The sequence below is a fragment of the Pedobacter miscanthi genome, assembly GCF_032678605.1.
Taxonomy (GTDB): domain Bacteria; phylum Bacteroidota; class Bacteroidia; order Sphingobacteriales; family Sphingobacteriaceae; genus Pedobacter; species Pedobacter miscanthi_A.
The window spans coordinates 20,535-41,337 of the sequence record NZ_JAVTSU010000030.1 but is presented as its reverse complement, the minus strand read 5'-3'; the positions used below and the strand labels follow the sequence as shown (position 1 = coordinate 41,337).

The 20,803-nt window shown below is 38.6% G+C and carries 17 protein-coding genes; 9 read left to right on the top strand and 8 right to left on the bottom strand.

What is annotated here, in order from left to right; genetic code table 11:
* Positions 1-3: 3 nt before the first annotated feature.
* Genes R2R28_RS27430 through R2R28_RS27405 form a run of 6 tightly spaced genes read left to right on the top strand, consistent with a single transcriptional unit; the run spans position 4 to position 4,803 of the window.
* Positions 4-708 (top strand): HAD family hydrolase, encoded by a 705-nt coding sequence (locus R2R28_RS27430; protein WP_316828857.1) that lies wholly within the window; start codon positions 4-6, stop codon positions 706-708.
* A complete protein-coding gene (locus R2R28_RS27425; RefSeq protein ID WP_316828856.1) occupies positions 695-1,531 on the top strand; it encodes a phosphoribosyltransferase family protein in 837 nt (278 codons plus the stop codon). The genes R2R28_RS27430 and R2R28_RS27425 overlap by 14 nt, the downstream gene beginning before the upstream one ends.
* A 2-nt stretch (positions 1,532-1,533) precedes the next feature.
* Entirely contained in the window at positions 1,534-2,088 is a 555-nt protein-coding gene (locus tag R2R28_RS27420) for a TerD family protein (protein ID WP_316828855.1), read from the top strand.
* 4 nt (positions 2,089-2,092) lie between these two features.
* Positions 2,093-2,707, top strand: coding sequence for a TerD family protein (locus tag R2R28_RS27415; protein ID WP_316828854.1), 615 nt, complete (start codon positions 2,093-2,095; stop codon positions 2,705-2,707).
* 27 nt (positions 2,708-2,734) lie between these two features.
* Positions 2,735-3,832, top strand: a complete 1,098-nt coding sequence (locus R2R28_RS27410; protein ID WP_316828853.1) for a toxic anion resistance protein — start codon at positions 2,735-2,737, stop codon at positions 3,830-3,832.
* 8 nt (positions 3,833-3,840) lie between these two features.
* Positions 3,841-4,803 (top strand): hypothetical protein, encoded by a 963-nt coding sequence (locus R2R28_RS27405; RefSeq protein ID WP_316828852.1) that lies wholly within the window; start codon positions 3,841-3,843, stop codon positions 4,801-4,803.
* A 264-nt stretch (positions 4,804-5,067) separates the two neighbouring features.
* On the opposite strand, the gene R2R28_RS27400 is transcribed toward R2R28_RS27405, so the two are convergent.
* The 3 genes from R2R28_RS27400 to R2R28_RS27390 form a co-directional block, all read right to left on the bottom strand.
* Entirely contained in the window at positions 5,068-5,373 is a 306-nt protein-coding gene (locus R2R28_RS27400; RefSeq protein ID WP_316828851.1) for a GIY-YIG nuclease family protein, read from the bottom strand.
* Between the two features lie 254 nt (positions 5,374-5,627).
* Positions 5,628-6,491 carry a dienelactone hydrolase family protein gene (locus R2R28_RS27395; RefSeq protein ID WP_316828850.1) on the bottom strand — a complete coding sequence of 288 codons (864 nt, stop codon included), beginning with the start codon at positions 6,489-6,491 and terminating at the stop codon, positions 5,628-5,630.
* Between the two features lie 61 nt (positions 6,492-6,552).
* Positions 6,553-7,557, bottom strand: a complete 1,005-nt coding sequence (locus tag R2R28_RS27390; RefSeq protein ID WP_316828849.1) for a phosphotransferase — start codon at positions 7,555-7,557, stop codon at positions 6,553-6,555.
* Between the two features lie 110 nt (positions 7,558-7,667).
* On the opposite strand from R2R28_RS27390, the gene R2R28_RS27385 reads away from it, so the two are divergent.
* Positions 7,668-8,261: a 2OG-Fe(II) oxygenase gene (locus R2R28_RS27385; protein ID WP_316828848.1), complete on the top strand. Its 594-nt coding sequence runs from the start codon at positions 7,668-7,670 to the stop codon at positions 8,259-8,261.
* Here the strand turns inward: R2R28_RS27385 and R2R28_RS27380 are convergent.
* Together R2R28_RS27380 and R2R28_RS27375 are read right to left on the bottom strand one after the other, a co-directional pair.
* Positions 8,258-8,986 carry a LytTR family DNA-binding domain-containing protein gene (locus R2R28_RS27380; RefSeq protein ID WP_316828847.1) on the bottom strand — a complete coding sequence of 243 codons (729 nt, stop codon included), beginning with the start codon at positions 8,984-8,986 and terminating at the stop codon, positions 8,258-8,260. The genes R2R28_RS27385 and R2R28_RS27380 overlap by 4 nt on opposite strands.
* The gene (locus R2R28_RS27375; protein WP_316828846.1) at positions 8,983-10,479 is read right to left on the bottom strand and encodes a sensor histidine kinase; all 1,497 of its coding nucleotides are present in this window, start codon (positions 10,477-10,479) and stop codon (positions 8,983-8,985) included. Before R2R28_RS27375 ends, R2R28_RS27380 begins: the two co-directional genes overlap by 4 nt.
* Positions 10,480-10,804: 325 nt before the next feature.
* On the opposite strand from R2R28_RS27375, the gene R2R28_RS27370 reads away from it, so the two are divergent.
* Positions 10,805-11,704 (top strand): ABC transporter ATP-binding protein, encoded by a 900-nt coding sequence (locus R2R28_RS27370; RefSeq protein ID WP_316828845.1) that lies wholly within the window; start codon positions 10,805-10,807, stop codon positions 11,702-11,704.
* The gene (locus R2R28_RS27365; protein ID WP_316828844.1) at positions 11,701-15,210 is read left to right on the top strand and encodes an ABC transporter permease/M1 family aminopeptidase; all 3,510 of its coding nucleotides are present in this window, start codon (positions 11,701-11,703) and stop codon (positions 15,208-15,210) included. Before R2R28_RS27370 ends, R2R28_RS27365 begins: the two co-directional genes overlap by 4 nt.
* Positions 15,211-15,428: 218 nt before the next feature.
* Here the strand turns inward: R2R28_RS27365 and R2R28_RS27360 are convergent, their stop codons facing one another.
* From R2R28_RS27360 to R2R28_RS27350, 3 genes are read right to left on the bottom strand one after another with little or no spacing between them, the layout of a single operon-like run.
* Positions 15,429-16,370, bottom strand: a complete 942-nt coding sequence (locus R2R28_RS27360; RefSeq protein WP_316828843.1) for a helix-turn-helix transcriptional regulator — start codon at positions 16,368-16,370, stop codon at positions 15,429-15,431.
* 25 nt (positions 16,371-16,395) lie between these two features.
* Positions 16,396-17,496 carry an efflux RND transporter periplasmic adaptor subunit gene (locus R2R28_RS27355; protein ID WP_316828842.1) on the bottom strand — a complete coding sequence of 367 codons (1,101 nt, stop codon included), beginning with the start codon at positions 17,494-17,496 and terminating at the stop codon, positions 16,396-16,398.
* Between the two features lie 14 nt (positions 17,497-17,510).
* Entirely contained in the window at positions 17,511-20,795 is a 3,285-nt protein-coding gene (locus R2R28_RS27350) for an efflux RND transporter permease subunit (protein ID WP_316828841.1), read from the bottom strand.
* Between the last annotated feature and the right edge of the window lie 8 nt (positions 20,796-20,803).

Sequence of the window (20,803 nt, the reverse complement as noted above, 5' to 3'; positions counted from 1 at the left end):
GCAATGGCTTTTTACAAACATTACTCATTCGATCTTTGGTTAACGTTGATTAAATCTAATCCTGCCTACAAACAGGAAAGGGTACAGTATTTTTACCGAAATTTTAACAGTAAAAATAAAACTGTTGAAGAAATTTCCATCACTTTCCGTCAGGTAGATTTAATGGTGAACGCCATTAACGAAAAGGCCGGAAAAAATGTTGATGCCGAGGAAATGTATTTAATGATCATCAGCATGATCAACGATTACGACTTCAATTTCCGTGATGTAGACCTTCAGGCGCTGGATCACGATATGGAACAAATCGTATTTACCCATATGCCCAAGCTCTATTGCAACGATTGTTTAAATGTGCTGGCTAAAATTAAAGAATCGGGTAACAGTTCTACCAATATATTAAGCAACACCGGTTTTATTAAAGGTAAAACCCTAAAAAAGGTCATCAACCATTTAGGCATCGGTGAATATATTGATTTTCAGCTCTATTCTGATGAGGTGCGCATGTCGAAACCCAGTACCGGATTTTTTCAGTTGATGCTGGATACCATCGACAGAACAAAACACCCAAATTTATTGTTAACCGATGTAATTCATATTGGTGATAACCCTCATGCAGATGTTCGTGGGGCAGAAGCCATTGGGATTAACAGTATGCTCATCAATTCCAATAACCTATCTATCTCAAACCTACTCTATGATACCGTATAGTTATTCACTCCATAAAATCGACAATACAACCGATTTCGGTTTTAGTGCCGACGATTATAGCCGCTTTAAGTTTGGCGATGACCTGGTTGCCCATTCATTTGGGAAAGATCTCGCCGATGGTTTTATCCGCTATTACCTGGCTGATAATGCCATTACCGACCAGATTGTGGTGATCTCAAGTCCTTACAGTTTTATTCCGACGGCAACTTTTGCCATGAAAAACTATTTCGTGAGTCAGCTTAACCGCTGGCTGATAGAAAATGGTGGTTTAGCCGTGCAGGAAACAAAGGTGCACCGTACCATTACCTACAAAGAAGATTATGGCGAATTAAGTGCAGAAGAGCGGCTATCGCTGATCGGAAATGATTCTTTTCATATTGATAAGGATTTTCTGACAGGCAAAACACTTTTGTTCCTCGATGATATTAAAATCACCGGAAGCCATGAACGCATGATTTTAAAAATGGCCAAAGAATATGGCTTGAAAAATGAAATGCACATGCTTTATTTTGCAGAGCTGGTGAACAAGAACATCCACCCCAACGTTGAAAATTTTCTGAATTACCACCAAATCAAGTCTATTTTCGATCTTGAAGAAATTATCGATGGAGGGAATTTTTGCTTCAATACCCGCATTGTGAAATACATTTTAAATAGTGCTTCGAGCAGCTTTACTATATTTTTGGAACGTAGAAGTACCGATTTTATCAATCAGCTTTACGATCTTTCGTTAGGTAATAATTATCATACCATAGAGGTGTATTCGAAAAATTTACATCTTATAAAAGACTATATCAAAAACAATAATTATAAATTAATTTAAATATGGCTATTAATTTGCAAAAGGGGCAAAGGGAAAATATCAATGCTCCTAAATTTACAATAGGTTTAGGTTGGGATACCAACAGCTCTTCTACAGGTTCTGCATTTGATTTAGATGCTTCGATTTTTATATTAAACGATCAGAAAAAACTGGTTTCTGACGAAAATTTTGTTTTCTATAACAACCTGATTTCTCCGGATGGCGCTGTAGAACATACTGGTGATAACTTAACCGGCGATGGCGATGGTGACGATGAGCAGGTTAAAATTGATCTGACTAAAATTGATGCTAAAGTAAACGAAATCTGCATTGTGGTAACCATCCATGATGCCGAAAACAGAAGACAGAATTTTGGCCAGGTGAGGAATTCATTCATCCGTATTTTTGATGCCGTTACCAACGAAGTGATTTTAAAGTACGAGCTTGAAGAAGATTTTTCTATCGAAACCGCAGTAGAATTCGGAAGGATTTACAAACGCGAAAATCAATGGAAATTTGAGGCAGTAGGTGTAGGTATGAAAGGTGGTTTACAGGATTATTTAAACAAATATCAATAATATTATGGCAATCAATCTTCAAAAAGGACAGCGTATCAGTCTTGAAAAAAGCAATGGTAGCAAACTTCAGAATGTTTGCGTAGGTATTAACTGGGGTGCTATCGAAAAGAAAGGCCTTTTCGGTTTTGGATCTTCAAAAGAAGCGGTTGATTTAGACGGAAGCTGTGCATTATACAATGAAAACAAACAGCTTTTAGAGGTAGTTTACTTTGGTAACCTCAAATCTAAAAATGGATCGGTAAAACACAGTGGTGATGATTTAACGGGCGATATGGGTGGCGATGATGGTTTGGATAACGAGGTAATTACACTCGATTTTTCACAGTTGGATGCTAACGTAACTTATGTGGCTTTTGTGTTAAACAGCTTTAGAGGTCACGATTTCGGAAGCATTCCTTTTGCTTCCATCCGCATTTACGAAGGTACAACCAAACGTGTAAACGAGGTTTTTGCTAAATATGATATTGCAAACGGATCTAACTTTGCCGGCCACGTATCAATGGTAATGGGCGTTTTCTATAAGAAAAACGGCGAATGGAAATTTAATGCCATTGGCGAACCAACCAAAGACAGGAAACTGGAAGATACCGTTAAAACTGTAACGCAAAATTATTTATAGGCCGCAAAGCTGATCATATAATAAACTATGGAAACCAACCCTAATCTTCCGCAGGTTCTTACACCGGTTAAACTGGATAAGGACGGAAATATTGACCTCGAAAAAATAACTTCCGAGGAAACAACTAAATACCAGGAAATTGGAAAGTCGCTGGAACCATCAGATGTAAATTCTATCCTGAATTACGGAAGCGATGCCCAAAACTCTATGGAGAAATACAGTAACGAATTTTTATCGTCTGTACGTACTTACAATAGTGGCGAAGTTGGCGGTTTAATTAACGAACTGCTAACTGAACTGAACTATATCGATGTTTCTGAACTGGAGCAAAGCGGATTTAAGAGTTTTATCTCTAAAATCCCGTTTTTGAAGAGTTTGGTTGTTGATGTGAAAAAACTTTTCCAGAAATACGATGTGGTGGTAAATAACATCGATAAAATAACCAATAAAATTAAAGCCGGAAGGTTAAACTCCATTAAAGATAACAGCTCATTGCAAACCATGTTCGATAGCAATGTTGGGTATATCCACCAGATGGAAGAACTGATTATTGCCGGACAGTTAAAATACAACGATCTGAATATTAAACTGGCCGAAATGGAAGGAAGGCCTGCTGATTACCAGGATTATGAAATTGCCGATTTAAGGGATTTCATTAGTCGTTTAGATAAAAGGTTGGCTGATATGAAAATTGTACGTTTTATTATGTTACAATCTTTAGCGCAAATCCGCGTGGTACAGAACAACAACACTTCGATTGCAGAAAAAGCACAATCAATTGTTTCTACCACCATTCCGGTATGGAAAAACCAATTAACCATTGCCGTAGCGCTACAAAGGCAGAAAGCCAATGTAGAGATGCAGAAGAAAATTTCGGATACAACCAATACCATTTTGCAGAAAAATGCAGAAATGTTAAAGCAAAACAGTATTGATGTAGCCAAAGAAAATGAAAAAACTGTGGTATCTTTGGAAACCCTAAAAATGACCACATCATCATTGATTGAAACACTTAATGAGGTGAAACAGATCCATGAGGCTGGTGCACAGAGCAGACGTGTGTTGGATGGCGAACTTAAAACTTTGGAAACAGAGTTGAAAAAGAACGTTACGAGGGTGAATTAAATTAACCTATGGATGAATACCGTTTAAATATTATCAAAAAATCAAGCGCAGAGATCAACCGTTTACAGTTGCTCTCTGTGTTTTTTGATGATGAAGTGCTTTATAAAATTTACTTACGGAGCCAGGTTATTCACCAACTTTTTACCAATAATGAAGAACTGGAGATCGAAAAGCTTGATCTTTTTCACCTTCAGTTTACCGATAGCGTAATCGAGCTGCTTAAAAAAATCAAAAAGAGCAACGAAAAAAATGTTTCGCTCATTTATGATGAGATCGACCTCAATGAAGAACTGATTGACCGGATGGCAGGAACGCTGGTTGACCAGAAAAGTTTTCAGCAGGATAAACAGAAGCAATCGCTTAAAGTCAATTTATCTCTGCGGAAGTTATTCAGCGTATTATCTGAGTTAAGCACCGATTTCCCATTTTCGAAAAACATCAACGTTTTCAGCTCTAAATACGCCAACGATTTTTATTTCGATCTTAACACCAATCAATTTGCACAACTAATCAATTTTCAGGATAGGCAGGTATATACCAATGTATATGCCATTATTGAGAAAAAATTGATGGGGAAACTGTGCAAGTACGATTTTAAAACAGAATTCTACATCGGCTTAAAATCAGGAGAGCAGGTAATTGAAGTATACAAATTTTTAGATATTGATCAGTATTACCTGTTTTTTCCAAGTAGAAACCTGTTTCTATTTTGCGATCTGACCATTTTGAATGATCTGGATACCTCGACCAATCTTTCAGAGAAAGAGAAAATTGTGCAGGAACTTCAGTACAAAAATGATAAGTTAAAAAGTAATGCTGCGGTGTTAAAAACCGCAATTCCACACGAGGTGATTAATTTATTGGAAGATAGTTACCATAAAATATCAGATATCAATTTCTTAAACCACCTCAATAATTTCGATGTTCAATCGAATATCTTGAAGACCATGCTTAAAACGGATTTGTTTTAGTCCCTTAGGGTGCCTTTCTTGTAAAATCGTCATTTCCACCGCAATGGAGAAATCTTTGGACGTAGTTTTATGGCACTTTTAAAAGATTTCTCGACTACTCTGCGCTCCGCTCGAAATGACGTGATGAGTGGAGAATTTACTAGAAATAACGAATTAGCGTGTTACACCACTTGTGGATCAAACTACCTGTGCGCTCGTCATCTCGACTGAAGCGCAGCGGAATGGAGAGATCTACCAAGACTTACTAAATGACTTAAACATCTTTTATTCATCCCACTCATTTATAACGTCAGTTAGATCATCCCAACTTTTATTGAAATTATTAATGAGCACTTCTTTTTTTGCTCTGTTCCATTTTTTTAATTGTTTTTCCCGATCAATTGCTTCTTCTATAGAGGTATAAACTTCGTAATAAACACAAAAAATTAGATTGTACTTCGCGGTAAAAGAAGTAGGATAAGTTTTATTCTGATGTTCATAAATACGGCTTCTTAAATTAGAAGTTACACCAATGTACAAAGATGTTCTTTGATAATTAGTCATGATGTAGATGCATCCTCCGCGTTCCATATAAATGAACTTAAGGAGAAAAATCGTTATTTCAAAAAACGTCCTCCCGACTACGCTGCGCTCCGCTCGAAATTACGAATTTGAGGGAGCCCCGATCGAAATGACGTGATGAGCGGAGGCTTCTTTCTAAATATAAAATCGTCTTTTCGACTGTAGCGTACCGATTTTTCATCGGTAGCGAAACGGAGAAATCTAACTCGAGTTAGATTTCTCGACTACGCTGCGCTCCGCTCGAAATGACGAGCAAAGGAAACTTATCTCGTCAACACTGTCAACTTATTTTTAAACAACTCAATTGTTCTGCTCCAGGCTAATTTTGCTGCTGCTTCGTTATAGCGTGTAGGCGAAGTATTATTATTAAAGGCATGATTTACGCCTTCGTAAATGTAAAGTTTATAATCTATCTTATTCTCTTTTAAAGCTTGCTCATAAGCCGGAATGCCAGCGTTAATACGTTCATCCAGGCCTCCGTAATGCAGCATTATACTTGCTTTAATTTTTGGCACATCAGTTGCATTGGGTTGTGCACCATAATAAGCAACTGCCGCCTGTAATTTTGGGTCATTAACAGCAAGTTTGTTCGCCATGCCGCCGCCCCAGCAAAAACCTACACAGCCTACCTTTCCGTTCCCGTCTTTACGGTTACGCAGATATTCCAACCCTTTTAAATAGTTTTGCAGGTTTTTTTCAGGATCTAACTTACCAATCAGCTCACGGCCTTTATCTTCATCAGCAGGTGTTCCGCCAAGGGGCGAAAGTGCATCAACACCAAGTGCAATAAAACCCTCGGCTGCAACACGTTTGGTTACATCAATAATGTGTGCGTTTAAACCACGGTTTTCGTGGATAACCAATACACTACCCAAATTCTTTTTGCCTTTAGGTTTTGCAAGTACCGCTTTTATTTCGCCATCAGCACCAGGGTAGGTAACGTTTTCAACCTCAATGTCGTCGCTGTTAAAATCGGCCGCTGCTGCATAATTATTTTCAAGCATGGGCAAAATTGTCATCGCAAGTGCCGTACTGCCGGCCAATACAGCCAGTTTTTTCATAAAATCTTTTCTGCAAATCTGGCTATGGGTGTACGCATCGTACAGGTTGATTATTTTCTGATCCATCTTATTGATTTTGAATGATGTTACAAGATAAAAAAGACAGATGAGATTATCCCCGCCTTGCCTAAAAGTTACAATACAGTTCTTCCCATTTTTTAATCATCGCTACACGGTGTTTGGTGTATCGCGGGGTTAAAAAAGCATTCGACCAATCATCATAATTATCATAAAAGAATTTCAGGAAGAAAATATGAAAGGTAATGCCCAGATAAGGAACAGCTTTTAATTCATCATCGGTTAAGGGTCTGATTTTCTGATAAGCTGTTAAAAAAGTACCAAAATCTTTTTCTGTCTGTTCTTTGGTGATCAGGTTGTTGAGCTGATGGAAGAAATAATGGTTTAGAAAAGTCATTAAATCGTTAATCAGGTAACCTTCGCCTGCAAAGTCGAAATCAAAGAAAGTAATGTTATTCTGCTCATCAAAATGAAAATTCTTGGGGAAGAAATCGTAATGGCAGTAACCGTAACTGAATGTTGAGGTATCAAAATCTTCAAACTTTTTCACCACTTTATTGGCGATCGTACTGAGGTATTCGAAATCCTCTGTCATTTCTGCAAAATGGGGTTTTAAATCCCTCAAAGGTTTAAAAAGGGTAGTTTCGAAATTAAAAACCGGCCTGGGGTTATTCAGTTTTATTGTTGAGGTGGTTTGATGCAGTTTGGCTATATCATGACCCAATTGGTTAAGATGTTGATCTTCCAGCGCTAAAATTACGCTCCCTTCTGCAAAAGAGAACAAAATGCCATTTCTTATGCCCTCAATAGCATTAAACTGTTGAACGTGTTTCCCTTCTACATCCACCAAAGGATAAGAAACCGAATTTCCATTCGCTTTTAAAATATGGAGTAATTCTACTTCTGCTTCAATTTCATTTAGTTTACGGTGCGCATCACGGTAAATTTTGAAAATAAATTTCTGCGTATTGTTTGCCAATATATAAGTATCACTTACATTTCTGATTAATAAGCGGCAGGTGGTGGAGGGATCTAAGTGATAAGCCTTAATTAAGTGATCTTTTAAAGCTGCGGCAGATAAAGTGGAGTATTGCGCTGGGAAGATATGCGGCATGTAGGTGGGTTTTTGGATCTCAAATATAAATTTTAGAAACGACATCTTAGCCATTAATTAAGACTACCTTACCAACCTTAGGCATACCGTTTTAAGATTAATATAATCTGTTGGAAAAAATATTTGATTGCCTTATCGATAGTTTTATCGAAGATAAAGTTGGGATCGCAGAAGATTTTTTAAGTGTCTCTTTAGCTGCTCACCTTAAAAATAACCTGATCGCCCTGTTTGAAAACAAGAAACTCTTAAATGCTGGTGTTGGGAATGATGTGGTGGTTAACCAGGATAAACTGATCCGTAGTGATGTAATTTATTGGCTGGATAGAAAGCATGAAAACCAATATGAGAACGATTTTTTCGATCTGATGGATGAATTTGTCCTTTACTTAAACCAGACCTGCTATACAGGGATCACCGGTTACGAATTTCATTATACGCTTTACGAACAGGGTACTTTTTATAAAAAACACATCGATCAGTTTCAGCACAATGGAAGTCGCCAATACTCGATGATTATGTATTTAAATGCTGATTGGAAAATTGAAGATGGGGGTGAGTTGCGTATTTATCATGCTGGTGAGGAGCAGAATATCTCACCTAACAACGGTAAAAGCGTTTTCTTTAAAAGTTCAGATCTGGCGCACGAGGTACTGCTTACCAATAAACAACGGATGAGTATTACCGGTTGGTTAAAAATCGGTTAATCCTCCATATTCAGAAGTTGTTTGATCATGCCTTTGAAATTTTTACCAATTGGTACCTCCTGTCCGTTTTTAAGCACAATGGTATTACCCTCCAGATAATCGACATATTTTTTATTGAGGATAAAAGATTTGTGGATCCGAATAAAATAATCAGCAGGTAATTGTGCTTCAAAGCTGCCTAATGTTCGAGGTGTAAGTATGAATTCGCGGTTTCTCCAAACTTTTACATAGTTCCCCAAACTTTCCAGAAACTGTATTTCTTCTATATTGATGAGGATATGTTTTTTATCTACTTTAAGTGAAATCTGAGCTTCGGTTTTTGGCATTACTTTTTCAATATCTGCAACAAGGGTGTTTTGCTTTTTTAACTGATAGAGTTCCAATGCCCGGTTAACGGCTTTTAAAAAGCGATCCAGTCTGAAAGGTTTTAAGAGATAATCACAAACAGCAAGGTCGAAACTTTCCAAAGCATATTCTTCATAGGCCGAAGTAATAATAACGAGTGGTTTATGCTGTAACGTCCTTAAAAAATCCAGGCCATTTAGCTTCGGCATCCTGATATCCAGAAAAATCAGATCTACCTGTTGTTTGCTCAAAAAATCCAGTGCTTCTGTAGCGCGGTAACAATGCCCTGTAATGGTAATAAACGGAACATCCTTTGCATATTCGGTTAGTACACCATGCGCAAGCGGTTCATCATCTACAATTAAGCAATGTAAGCTCATGCCAGTTGGAGTTTAAGTTTAGCCTTAAAGATATTGTCAATTGATTGGATCTGCAACGTATAGCGGTTTGGATAGAGCAATTCGAGCCTTTTTTTAAGGTTATCTATGCCGATTCCTTGGGTTTGGCGCATTTCTTCCGGATCGGAAGAGTTCTCACAGCTGAAAGTAAGGGTATGATGGTTGCTAACCAGTGAGAGTTTTAGGGTAGCAGCATCTTCTGCAGGCTCAATGCCATGTTTAAAGGCATTTTCAATAAAAACGATGAGCAGGAGCGGGGCAATATCGATCTGATCGTTTTCAACCTGTTTATCGAACTCAAAATGCAATGTTTTCCGTAAGCGGATCTGTTGTAATTGGATATAATTTTCGATATAATCCAGTTCCTGCGAAAGTTTAACCGTTTTTTCCTGCCCCTTGTAAATGGTATAGCGCATCAATTCTGATAACTGCAGGATACTATCGGGCGTTTTATCCGACTTTTGCAGGCTCAATGCATAAAGGTTGTTCAGGGTATTAAAAAAGAAATGCGGATTTAGCTGTTGTTTTAGTAAATCGAGTTCGTTTTGCGATTTTTCTTTTTCCAGTGTAAGGATCCTGTTATTCTGTTTTCCCCATTGCAGTGCCAAAACTACGGGTAAACTAATCAGCATAATGGCGAAGGCACCAAAAGCATTTTCGGGTTCGAAAGGATTGGCTACAAATATACTCCTTCCAAAAACGGTATTAATGGGCAACAAAATCAATATTTGGGCCAATATGGGATAAAGAATGGCAATGGAGGTAGAAAGTGTTAAAAGATAAATCAACAATCCTTTTTCTTTCAGTATTTTAGAAACCAAAAACCTGCTGTTGATGAAAAAAAGGAGGTATCCACACAGATACATGATCAGGAATTGAGAAAAGAATGCCAGAAACGTTCCGAAATTGTAAAGCAGCATTTTAGCATCAAACTCAAACCCAACCAAACGGAAGCCTTTCCTTTGATAAATCGGGTTTTCCAAACTGGAAACGGCCATAACCGAAATGGTTGCGGCAAGTAAAATGATGGTAATCAGTACAGCATTCTCCAAACCGATTCTTTTGATCCATTTAATATGCTGCACTTTTTTCTTGTAATACTGATTGGCAATCAACATCAGTTCCAGCGAAATTGCAGCTAAAGCAGTCGAAATGAAAACGGAATCTTCAAGTTTTCCTATGTTGAATTTGAAAGCAATAAAAGTAAAAATTGGCAGCAAAACGAAATAACAAATGCACCAGTAGATGGCATAATTCTTTTTATTTAAAGTGTTTTTTAAGCGCGATTTAACAAAAGAAAAAACGAGTACGGGTAATAAACAAAAGCCAAGCGCAAAAATACAGATGGCATATGTTGACCAAATATGGGTGGATAAAGTATAGGTATTGGATATGGCGATCCATAACAAAAGACCAACATAAATGAAAAAATCCTGGTATTTATAACTGAAGTTTAAATTTTTGGTATTGAGCATTTTCTTCCACTTTACTTTTTTTTGATTCCCCTTCCATTGTCTGTGTCTGGTCAGGCCATTTAGTTTCGGTTCGTGGCGACAGAAACCGAGGCGCGAGAACATTAAAACCCCTCTCCGTAGTCTGTGTCCCACACACCACCCAAGAGTATTAAAACTAATATAATTTATCATTAGCTTAAAATTTAGATGATGAAAGGCCTGTTTTTCATGATGAAAGCAATATCGCAGATATTATTTCCATTCATCATCGTTTCAGCTCCCTTTGTCACTTAAATTTAACAGACCGATTTAAGCTGTATAATTTGCGTTCATCTTAATACAGCATATGGCACGGCTTAAAATACAACAACTTACAAAGTCTTATCAGAATGGGGTAAAAGCCCTCGATGATATTACATTAAATGTCGCTAACGGCATGTTTGGTTTATTGGGCCCAAACGGCGCCGGTAAATCATCGCTGATGCGCACATTGGCCACTTTACAGTTACCAGATAGCGGAGAGATTTCTTTCGATGGTAATAATATACTGCAAGCCCCTCAAGCAATGAGGAGTAAACTGGGTTATTTACCACAAGACTTTGGCGTTTATCCTAAAATTTCTGCCCTTGATCTGTTAAATCACCTGGCAGTTTTAAAAGGCCTGCAAAATAAAAATGAGCGGAAAGAGCAGGTGCTTTCGCTCTTACAGCAAACCAACTTGTTCGAAGTAAGGAAAAGATCGGTAGGTACTTTTTCAGGTGGTATGCGTCAGCGTTTTGGCATTGCACAGGCTTTATTGGGCAATCCGCAACTCATTATTGTAGACGAGCCCACGGCAGGCCTGGATCCACAGGAAAGAAACCGTTTTCATGATCTGTTGAGCGAAATCGGTGCAGATCGGGTGGTAATCCTTTCTACCCATATTGTTGAAGACGTGAATGATCTTTGTCCTGAAATGGCCGTAATGGCCAATGGTAAACTGATTTTACAAGGCAAGCCATCCGAGTTAACTCAAAAACTGGATGGGAAAATCTGGCGGAAGGTAATTGAAAAAACAGATCTGCCGCATTATACTACGCTTTGTCAGGTAATTTCTACCAAAATCATATCAGGTAAATTGAATTTGTTTGTACTTGCTGATCAAATGCCGGCTGAAGGTTTCGAAGCGGTATATCCGGGTTTGGAAGAGGTTTATTTTTCATCCTTGTTTGATTCAGCAAATCAACATGTGGGGGCGAGGCTATGACTGGCGATTTACTTAAATTCGAACTGAAATATCATTTCGGGCAGGCATCTTTTAAAGTTGCCGCACTGCTGTTTTTTATTTTAGGTTATTGCTGTGTGGTTAAAGGTGGTTTTGGTTCGGCAGAAGTGCATAAAAATTCGCCATATGTAATTGCCAATATCATGGCATTACTTTCGCTGTTTTCCATATTTTCCGGCACTATATTTAGCACAAATGTGGTGTTAAGGGACGAAATGTACAGGATGGAATCGGTTATTTTTACCACATCAATTAACAAACGGATCTATTTTGGTGTAAGGTTTTTGGGCCTGTTGCTTGCTGTTTTTAGTTTATACATCCTCGTAATCATCGGGATTTTTATAGGTTCTTTTTTTATCGATGCTGACCGTTTAGGCCCATTTAATTTAGCGTATTTCTTACAGCCGCTTTTTGCTTTTGCCTTGCCCAACGCTTTATTTGCAGCTGGAGCATTGTTCTGTACCGCTATTTTAACTAAAAGCGTTAGGGCAATTTATGTAATTGGCGTACTGATATACATTTTATACATGCTGGCTTCGATATTCGGGAATTCACCTTTGCTGGCTACCTCTGCAATGAAAGCTACCGGCCCCGATGTTTTACCCTTACTTTTAGATCCTTTTGCACTGGCCTCATTTTTCGGTGAAACCAGAACCTGGACTGACCTGCAGCGCAATCAGCAGTTATTTCCTGTAGAAGGCGTATTTTTATTCAACAGGTTGTTGTGGATTGGAGTAACAGCTCTAATTACCCTGGTTACTTACCGGTTCTTCCATTTTAGGCTGCAGCGTGAGCGGAAAACGAAAACAGCTAAATCAGAGCAGATCGCATTTATTCCGTATCGTGTATTGGCGGTTTTGCCAAATGGTTTTCGCTATTGTTTCAGTATTTTAAAGGCACAATTTAAGCTCGAAATGATCTTTCTGTTTAAAAATATCCCCATTATGATCATGCTTTTATTGTGGGTGTTTTTATACGGGGTCGAATTAAAAGATCAATTGTTCAGTGGCATCTATGGCATCCATAGCTACCCGGCAACCGGTATCATCATCGAAGAAATGCGTTCAATGAAATTTGGATTGATCCTGATTTTGTTTTATGGAGCAGAAACCATCTGCCGGGAAAAATCGGTCAACATCCATGCTTTAATTTATAGTACACCTGTTCAAAATTCGGCCATGTGGATGGCAAAGTACCTGAGCCTTTCTGTGCTGGTTTTTACACTTGTAACTTTAAATATTGGGATTGGTATTGTTCTACAGGTTACGCACGGTTATTTCCACATCGAATTGCCCTTGTATTTCACCTTATACTATTACAGTGCTTTACCTATGTTGCTTTTTGTAGTGCTGCTGGTGTTTATCCAGAATTTAAGCGCAAACAAATACCTCGGTATGGTATTGAGTATGCTTATGGTGTTTTTGATTTCGTACGCCGAAAGGTTCGGAATGGAACATTATCTGCTGCGCTTCGCTACCGTGCCTGATCTGTTGCATTCTTATTTCAACGGTTTTGGGTATTATGCCAAAGCATTTAACTGGTATATGTTGTATTGGGCGGCTCTTGCTGTCGTAATTGCGGTTTTAACCATTTCAATGTGGCAAAATAAGGTTGAAATAAAAGTTATTAATCAATTTCAATCAATCGGTAAAGTGCTTAAGCAATATAAATGGATTACTTTGTCTGCATTTTTAATCTGGATTTCTGCCGGTGCATTTATTTACCATCAAACCAATATTATTGGGAAATATCAAAATAAACAAGCACAATTAGAGTGGCACTTGGCATATGAAAAGAAATATAAGGCATTTGCTAATTTGCCACAGCCTGTTATAAAATCGATTAAAACGGAAGTAGATTTATACCCAAATGAGGGAAAATATTCTGTAAAAGGTACCTATCAGTTAAAAAATGAAACACAAATACCCATTTCCAAAATCTGGACTTATGTAAGCCCTGAGGTAAATTCTTTTTCGGCAGAAATTGCTGGTGGCCGAAACAAAATGGATAAAAGATTTGGTCAACAGGTTATTGATTTGAAAAATCCATTACAGCCTGATGAATTAATAAATATGGATTTTTCTATTGAAGTAATCCGAACAGGATTTACTGCTTTTGATAAAGAAAATGCTATTGTAAAAAACGGAACTTACATCGAACTGGAAAAATTTGTACCCCATTTTGGCTATTGCTATTATTTTGAAAGCGACAACAAAGCGGAAAGGAAAAAAGCAGGTTTAACCAAAGTTGCTTCTCCACCTATCTACAATCGTACTTATGAACTGATCAACTTGGAAACCATCATTTCTACCGAAGCAGACCAGAAAGTAATTACGGTAGGTGAGTTACAAAAAGAGTGGACAACCAATAACCGAAGGTATTTTAACTACAAAACTACTCAGCCAATCAATTTTATGTTTGCTGTGAGCAGCGCAAAATATGCGGTTAAAAAGAAAAAATACAAAGGTATAGATTTAAGTATTTATTACCAGCCCGGACAGGAATACAACTTGGAAAGTATGTTTATCGCGGTTAAAGATGCTTTGGATTACGGCGATGCAAACTTTTCAAAATATCCTTTAACGCAATTAACCATTGCCGAAATTCCACAATATAAAGGCGCAGCAACGGCTTATCCTGGCGTGGTTTTTAGTGCAGAAGACATTAATTTTCTGGGTAACTTTAGTCAAAACGGTGTTATAGATCAAAGTTATGCCATTGCAGCTCATGAAACCGCGCACCAATGGTGGGCCAACAAACTATCGCCTATGGATGGTGCAGGTTATGCCATGCTTACCGAATCGCTGGCTAAATACACTGAAAATGTGCTGATTGAAAAAAGGTTTGGCAAAATGTACCTGCAAAAATACCTGACTTATGATAATGGCCTCTATTTTTTGAACCGGAACAACAATGAAAAAGAATTGCCATTGGCTAAAACTTTAGATCAGCCTTATGTGCATTACCAAAAAGGTGGATTGATCATGTATGCGGTAAAAGAACTGATTGGTGTGCAGGCATTTAATACGGTATTACATCAGCTTATTATAAATCACGAATATCCTAAAACTAAAGCTACTGCCGCTGATTTTGTGAATGCACTGTTAAACCAGGCTTTACCTGAACAAAAAAAGTTTATAAACGATTGTTTTAACCAGGTGGTGACTTACGATTTAGGCATCAAAGTGCTTGCTTGTAAAGCCTTAAAATATGGAAAATATAAAATTGATGTAGAAATATCTGCCGAAAGGTTAAGTGATGGTGGTAAACAAGCACCCGATCTGGAAATAGATTTAGCCTGTTTTAATCAGTTAGAAAGGGATTGGAACGTTAACACGAAACCGATTTATTTAGGGAAGTATCACATCAAACAGAACAGCACTAAAATTTCAATTGTTGTAAATCATAAGCCAAAAATAGTCGCCATTGATCCTTATAGGTATTTATTGGATGCAGACAGGAGTGGTGATGCTGCGGTTTTGGAATAGTTCGGTCGTCATTTCGAGCGGAGTGAAACGGAGCCGAGAAATCTGTTTCGATAGATTTCTCTCCCGAAACTTCGGGACTTCGCATCAGTCGAGATGATGACCCTTTTTATTGAAATTAGTATAGTCGTAGCGTTTCGGTACGACTATACTAATTTGTAAATCGTTAAGAATTTTATTTTTAGGATCTTGGCGGGACACTAAGAATAGACTAGTTACTACTAATTAGCCCTAAAACCCTTTGGTGTGCACTGCATCTGGCGTTTAAAAAAGATGTTAAAATTTGCCGGATATTCAAAGCCTAAACAATAAGCAATCTGTGCGATGTTCCATTCGGTATGCTTTAATAAAGCAACAGCTTCAGTTGCTATTCTTCTCGAAATATGCTCTGAAGTGGTTTTACCAGTTACTTCTTTTACCGCATGGTTAAGGTGGTTAACATGTACCAACAGGCGGAAAGCAAAATCGTGCGCGGTTTTTAACTCTAAAATATGCTCGGTAGAACCAATAGGGAATTGCCTTTCCAATAGTTCAAGAAATAAGGCAGTTAAACGTGCCGATGCATTGTTCTGTTTAAAAAAAACATCCTGTGGTTTAACCTTTAAAGCTTCATGAACGATGAGTTGTACATAATTCCGCAACAGGTCGTATTTATGAATGTAATCGCCATCCATTTCTTTCATCATTTTACAGAAAATGCCCCTTAAGCTTTCTTCCTGTTCTTCATCAATGTGAATGACTGGACTATCGTTTATGCGCCATAATAACGAATCGCGAAGGGTTTCGTTGCGGTTATGGATAAAATTTTCGGTAAAAAGACAGAAAAAACCAGCAGGCTTTGGTGAGGTACTTTCCCATGAGTACGGAATATTTGGGTTGGTAAACAGCAAAGCACGCCCTTTTATTTCTATATCTGCATCAGCATAATGTAAAATGCCGTTACCAATAATCAGCGAAATTTTGTAAAAATCCCTTCGGCTAAAAGCAGAGGGAATGTTGGTACAAACGGTACTCCTATTGAAAACGTTAAAGTGCCCAATGTCGTTAATCATCCCTAAACTTGGCGTAGGGATTTCGGGGCGTGTGATTTTTAACCTATTATAAAAATCCTCTAAAGTTTCCTTTTTTTGAAGGGTAGAAAGCTCCTGGTTTTTAGATAACATATTCTAAGTGCTCAATAAGGTAAAGTTATGGTTTAATCACCATTCCTTCATGCATTTCCTCTGTAGGTTCTGCCACTAATTTGTCACCTTCTGCCAAATTTCCAAATACTTCCACTTTATCATCAGTTTCCCTGCCTTTTTTTACGGCCACTTTTACGGCTTTGTTATCTGCAACTTTTAATACAAATAATCCTTCACTTGTATCTAACAAGGCTTTTTTAGAAATAATAAAAGTACTGGCATTGGCCGGAAGCGGGATATTCAGTTCGGCTACCATACCGGGCAACAATATTTTTGAAGCATTGGGTACATCCATTTCTACGCGTTCTGAACGTAATCGAACATCTAAGGCACCAGATAAACGTTTCACTTTTGCTTTAAAAATTTGGTTAGGCAATGATTTAACGGTGAAGCTAATTTCGTCGCCAGCTTTTAGGTAACCGGTATAAACCTCGGGAATGGAAACGGCCAAACGCAGGTTTTTCTGATCCTGCAAAGTAAATAATGGTAAATCAGAACCTTTTCCTGTCGGACCAACGTAAGCACCTAAATTTACATTTCTGGCTGAGATAATGCCGTTAAATGGTGCCCTGATGGTTAAATAATCCTGTACAGAGCCTACTTCTTTATAAGCTGCTTTTGCAGCTTCGAGTTGTGCCAGGTCTGAATTCTTTTTCGCCATGGCCTGGTCCAGATCATTGGTAGAAATGGTACCAGGAGTTTTACTGGTTTCGTATAAACGGTTATAGTTCGCTTTGCTTGCGGTATAAATGGCTTCCTGGGCTTTAATTCTGGATTGTGTTGCCGCCAGTTGCGAAGTCATTTCTGGTGCTTCCAAAGTCATTAACAATTGTCCTTTGCTTACTTCCGATCCAATATCAACTTTTAATGATTTAACAAAACTGCTTACTTTGGCATATAAATCAACCTGTTGAAAAGCAATTAATTCGCCGGGTAAATTGAGCTGGGTTGATAATTTTTCTTTTTTAAGATCGAAGGTTGCTATCGATGTTTCTTTCTCTTTTTTTGCGGGAGCTTTCGATTCTGAGTGCCCGCAACCATACATGGCCGTTAGCATTAAAAATCCTGCACTTAATAATCCTGTTGAAAATAGCTTTGTATTCATTTGTGATGATGATTTTATTCGTTTTCTTCTAAACCTTTAATGTAGTGGATGCTTTCTGTATCTTCCGGATCAAGCGACATCGAATTGGTGGTCTGTTTACCCTGAACCCATGCAAATACCAATGGCAATATAATTAATACAGCAAATGTTGACGCCAATAATCCGCCGATAACTGCCCTGCCCAGTGGTGAAACTGCACCACCACCTTCGCCATGCCCAATAGCCATCGGTAACATACCCGCAATCATGGCAATACTTGTCATAATAATCGGTCGTAAACGCAAAGCCGCTGCCTCACGAGCCGATTCGAGCGCATTACCATTATGCTTCCTCAGCTGTTCTGCATTGGTAATCAGCAATACCGCATTGGCAATAGATACCCCAACAGACATAATAATACCCATATATGATTGCAGGTTTAAGGTTGATCCGGTTAAAGTTAACAACAATAAAGAACCCAGAATTACTGCTGGTACTGTTGCTAAAATAACCAATGGAACTTTAAACGACTGGAAGTTTGCGGCCAACATCAGGAAAATAACCACAATGGCCACAAGTAATCCCGATTGTAAGCTATCTAACGTATCGCCCAACACTTTGCTCATTCCAATGGCGGTAACATTTAAGCCCCTTGGCAGTTCGCCAACATCTTTAATGGCTTTTTGCATATCTTTTGAGGCTGTTCCCAAATCAGTATGGTAAAGATTGGCGGTTACCGATAAAAACGGCATGGCACCAATATTATCGTTTTCACCAGCGGTGGTATCGGGTGTAATTTTAGCTACATCACTTAACACTGGTCTGGCCGAGTTTTTCAATAATGGAATTTCTCCGATATCATCTTTACTCGTCATCTGGTTAAGCGGTACCTGTACCTGTACATTGTATGGTAAAGCTGCTTTTTCATCCAGCCAGATATTTTTATCCGTATAACGGGATGATGAGGTTGAAGCGATCAATGATCGCGAAATATCGGCCATATCAACCCCGATCTGCGCCGCACGTGTCCTGTCAATATCAATGTTTAATGATGGATACTTAATCGGCTGGGCAATCTGAACATCCCTCATGTAAGGGATTTCCTTTAATTCTGCCAGTATTTTATTGGCATATTGCTCATTCAGTTTTTTGTTTTTTCCGGCAATACGGATTTCAACAGGAGTAGGAGAGCCCTGGCTCAATACTTTATCGGTTAATTCGATAGGCTCGAAAGAAAGCTTAACATCTGGCAAAAGTTTTTTGATTTTGTCCCTGAACTGATCTTTAAAATCGTCCATATCTTCTTCAAAATCTTTTAAACTGACCTGGAAAACAGCTTCATGCGGACCAGCCATAAACTGGTAGATCGGATTTACAGAAAACTGCGAAGGGTGCTGGCCTACATATACCGAAGAAATACCTACATGTTCGGCACCAACCATTTTTTTGAGTTCGGCCAATACCACATTTGCTTTTTCTTCGGTACGTTCTAAACGTGTTCCGTCAGGTGCGCGTAAACGCATCTGGAACTGGCTCGAATTTACCCTCGGTAACACATCGCGGCCAATATTGGCCAATAATAATGCAGCCAAACCAATAATCACCACCAGATAAAGTAGCACAACTGGTTTTCGGTAAGGTAAAATGCGGTCGAGGAAGCGCATAAAACGGTTCCTGAATTTATCAAAGAAGCCAATTTTGCCATTTCCACTAAAATCTTCGCGTTCTACTAAAACCCTTTTTTGATTCAGGGTATCTTTTTCCGATTCGAGTGTAATTCCTGTAGCTTTAAAATCTGCTTCATCCTGCGTAATACCCGGATGGTGTGCGCCTCCTTTTTTAGGATGGGCAATCATCAGCCAGTTGGCCATAATCGGTACAAACGTTTGCGATAACAGAAACGAAACCACCATCGAAAAGCCAATGGCCAGTGCTAAGGGTAAAAATAGTGCCCCCGGAATCCCTGTCATGGTAAAAGCTGGCGCAAATACGGCCAGGATACAGAAAAGGATCAGCAATTTAGGGAAAGCGATTTCCTTACAGGCATCCCATATGGCCAGGGCCTTGGGTTTACCCATATCGAAATGCTGGTGGATATTTTCTATTGTTACTGTCGATTCATCTACCAAAATCCCAATGGCTAAAGCCAATCCGCTCAAAGTCATGATGTTGATCGTTTGTCCGAACAATTTCAGGAACAAAACACCTGCAATAATGGAGGTTGGGATGGTTAGGATTACAATCAGGGCTGCACGTTTATCACCAAGGAAAAGTAAAACCATTAATCCGGTTAATATCGCACCAATTGCCCCTTCACTAATCAAACTTTTTACGGCATTAATTACATAAACAGACTGGTCGAACTCGTAAGAAAGTTTAACATCTTCCGGCAACGAACTCTGGATATTGGGTAGGTTTTTCTTTAAATTTTTTACCACATCCCAGGTAGAAGCATCTCCTGATTTAGCAATACTTAAATATACCGAACGTTTGCCGTTAATTAAAGCATAACCTGCAACCAAATCTGCACCATCTTTAACTGTTGCCACATCACGGAGCTGTAAATTCTGTACACTGCCTTTAAATAAAGGGATGTTTTCAAAATCCTTTACTTTTTTAATGGTATAGTTGGTTGGGGTTAGGTAGTTTTTATCGCCAATCCTCACGTTTCCTGATGGCGCAGTCTGGTTATTTAACCTGATGGCTTCTACCACCTGATCTACCGTTAAATTGTGTGAACGCAGTAAAGATGGATTAACGTTGATTTCTATCGTTCTCGGACTACCACCAAATGGGGCAGGAGAAAGCAAACCAGGGATAGCCGAGAAACTAGGACGAACATAGGTATTGGCCAAATCCTGCAATTCGTTGTTGGTGCGTATCGGACTGCTGAGTACCAATTGACCAACTGGCAGCGAAGAAGCATCAAAACGAATAACGAATGGAGGCTGTGATCCTGGTGGGAAAATGGCCTGCGCCCTGGTAGAAAGCGCACTAAGCTCTGCCGCGGCCTGGGCCATATTGGTTCCCTCGTAATAGGTTAATTTCATCAACATTAAACCCTGTGTATTTTTGGTTTCGATACTTTTGATACCGTTAGCAAAAAGCAGGATGTTAACGTATTGTTTACCAAAATAGGCTTCCATTTGATCAGGAGTGTAACCGCCAAAAGGGTGGGCAATATAAATTACCGGAAGATTCATTTGTGGCAGGATATCAACCTTGATCTGGTTAATGGCACCAATACCGAAAAAGAACAATCCTGCAACTAAAACTAAGATGGATATGGGTTTGCGGAGTGCGAAACGTATTAAATTCATTTATATAG